The sequence below is a fragment of the Pedobacter sp. UBA5917 genome (genome assembly GCF_002432345.1).
Taxonomy (GTDB): domain Bacteria; phylum Bacteroidota; class Bacteroidia; order Sphingobacteriales; family Sphingobacteriaceae; genus Pedobacter.
Window position 1 is genome coordinate 1 of the sequence record NZ_DJDT01000360.1, and the last position, 2,680, is coordinate 2,680.

3 protein-coding genes are annotated in these 2,680 nt (G+C 41.3%); 1 reads left to right on the plus strand and 2 read right to left on the minus strand.

Features of this window, described 5'->3' with window-relative positions; all coding sequences use genetic code 11:
* Positions 1-124: 124 nt before the first annotated feature.
* A complete protein-coding gene (locus B2V92_RS25135) occupies positions 125-706 on the minus strand; it encodes an RNA polymerase sigma-70 factor (protein ID WP_293313286.1) in 582 nt (193 codons plus the stop codon).
* A 521-nt stretch (positions 707-1,227) separates the two neighbouring features.
* On the opposite strand from B2V92_RS25135, the gene B2V92_RS25140 reads away from it, so the two are divergent.
* Positions 1,228-2,055, plus strand: coding sequence for a hypothetical protein (locus tag B2V92_RS25140; RefSeq protein ID WP_293313288.1), 828 nt, complete (start codon positions 1,228-1,230; stop codon positions 2,053-2,055).
* 406 nt (positions 2,056-2,461) lie between these two features.
* Here the strand turns inward: B2V92_RS25140 and B2V92_RS25145 are convergent.
* On the minus strand, positions 2,462-2,680 hold a 219-nt coding region (locus tag B2V92_RS25145), incomplete at its 5' end, for a hypothetical protein (protein WP_293313290.1).

Consider the following 2,680-nt stretch of genomic DNA (forward strand, 5'->3'; position numbering starts at 1 on the left):
CCCCAACTTTTCCGCTTGATCCGAAAACATGCAGGTATTTCCGGAAAAATCACAAATGCAACCCGTACTATTGTCCACGCAGGATTTATGCCGGTAAATAGCGGCAGAAGTTATTATACCAATTTTACTGTTGGTATAGCAGGAAAGCGGCAATCAGGACCAGAAAGTCGGTCAGATTGCCCTTAAGTTTCTTTAGCGCAATACCCACCTGGTTTTCTACGGTTTTGATGGAGATGTTAAGATGGCTGGCAATCTCCTGATGGGAATATTGGGATCCACGGCTTAAGCGGAATATTTCGGCGCATTTTTGCGGAAGCATATCTATTTCCTGATTAAGCTTCTGTTTTAACTCCATTTCAAGCAACCTATCGTCTGCGCGATTTTGGTCAGCCAAAAATGCCAGGGCATCATAATCTATGGTAATCTTATGCTTTCTAAGTTGCGCTAAAATCCGGTTTTTTGCCGAAACGAATAAATAACCCTGTAGGGAAGTTGAGATATGAAGTTTACCCCTTCTCTGCCAGAGATCAGAAAAAAGATCCTGTATTACATCCTCACTGGCCTCTTTGTTACGGATTAAATTGTAGACTGTGCCAAAAAGCTTCGGAGCATACTTCTCATATATCAACTTAAATGCAACAGTATCGTTGTCCCTCAAAAGGACAATCAGATCATCATCAGACAATATCTGTAAATGTTTTTGCATTTGAAATTTAGTTCTGTATGATAAATTGAAATTTAATTACAATCCGAAATAACAATCGACCACCCGGTGGGGGATCAATAAATCATTTGACTTATCAGAACCTTAATATTTGGTTTCCGTAAAAATAGTTATTTCGCAAACAAAACAAAATATAATGCAAAGATTATTTGGGAGAGCAAATTGATGTCGCTATCTGATTTTTTAAGACATACCACCGTGTATCACAAATTATCTGGGTCGATCGCGAGAAGTTTGTAGAAACATGAAGAAAACAAAAGAGATAGCACGCGAAATTTTTCCTTTAAGCTTAGCTGCTTGCCTTTTGGAATTGGGGAATGGATTATTGAGGAAAAAGGATATTTATATAATTTGAAAAATCAATACCTGGTACGGCAGGGATTAAATATATTTGATGAAGCTCAGATCGGATAATAAACTTGCGTACATTCTGAAAAATCTGTGCAGGCTTTTGGCAACCCCATAAGCGTAGGTTTAAATCCATTTTGACAACCAGTTTAAGCATGCAGGATATCTATTCAATCGTTGAAAAAACCGGCCTTATCGATGACAACCTAAAAAAAATCATCAAGCGCCAGGTACTGATCCCCTATCTGGACCATTTTAATACCCCTTCGGATTATTGGTATCCCCACCCGCCCTGTTTTATCCCGTTTTTTTTAGGACACGGTCCTTCGTATAAAGGCCTGGTTCATCATTTCTTTTGTGAACGCAGCGATACCTTTGCCGAATATTCCCTGGAAGGCGGCTTCATTTCGGAGATTGCCAAAAACCCGGCCCAATGGCTGACACTGATCGTTCTTGAAATGATCATGTTAAAGGACGGCATTACCGATGAAATCGTCCGTTTCTGTAACAGCGCTAATTACACAGATTATGGAGCGGTCGATGCCTTTAGCATCGATTATGGAGATGACCCGAAGGAATTCAAGAACTTAATTTATTTCCGCGAAAATATCCCTGCCAGGTATGTCCAGAATCCCGATCTATATCTCGGTGACTTTCCATCAACCCTCTCCGGGATCAATGCGGGCAGTCTGGAGAACGCAAGTATCTTCGAAATTGCCGTTCCTGAACAACTTACATACATTGGTAGCATACCATTGTGGCTGGATCATTCTGCTGATAAGCCTTCACTTTTCGAAAATTATATCAATAAAAACATGCTCAGGGAAGCCTGGTTTACACTTAATAGCAAAGGCTGGAAGCCTGCTGATACGGCTGCAGGCCTGCAAAAAATCGCCGAGCGGACCGAAGACGAACTGTTCCATCTTGTCAGCAAAAACTGGATCGGTTCCTGGAAAAGGTCCGGTAACTGCATTGCGCCATAAACTGCGTATTTCACTGAAACTGGGCAGTCCGTTTCGAACCAAACTGTACGCGAATTTGACTGCCGGGCGGTTAACTAAACCACCCCCGTTATAACTGCCTTTCAGGCACAGCAGCGGTCTCGTTCGAGAACAAAAGATACAGCGTATGGCCCGCCCCATATGGAACGGAAAAAAATAAAAAAGGCACAACATCTAAATCCTTATCCTCTAAACAGAACAAAGATCATATCCAACCATTTTCCCAAACATCAATTCTCCTGATCTTATACCAGTAAAAAAATAACTTAAATTCGGCTATAGCTAAACCCACATGACCTATCCTCTCCTTCCATATCCAGTCCTCTCCATACCCCTTCTGGCTGCAAGTTTCAACAATACCTCTGCAACCTATAAATTCTATTGGCTGTTATTCAAACTGATATTTCCGAAACCGGTAAAATGCCAGTATGGTAATGGGGATGGATAGCAAGATCAACAGGTGATCCAACGGGCAGTTGATTACACTGATGTAATACATTGTACCAGTATTTAAGGAATAGGTAGCACTTGTACCGCAATTGACCGGAGCATTGAATATTCCTACGGTTAACATGCTGTTCAGGATGGCATAAACATTGTTTGTGCA

Bases quoted from the DNA above. Each gene is read 5' to 3' on its own strand.
- B2V92_RS25135 (WP_293313286.1), bottom strand. From the start codon at position 706: ATGCAAAAACATTTACAGATATTGTCTGATGATGATCTGATTGTCCTT.
- B2V92_RS25140 (WP_293313288.1), top strand. From the start codon at position 1,228: ATGCAGGATATCTATTCAATCGTTGAAAAAACCGGCCTTATCGATGAC.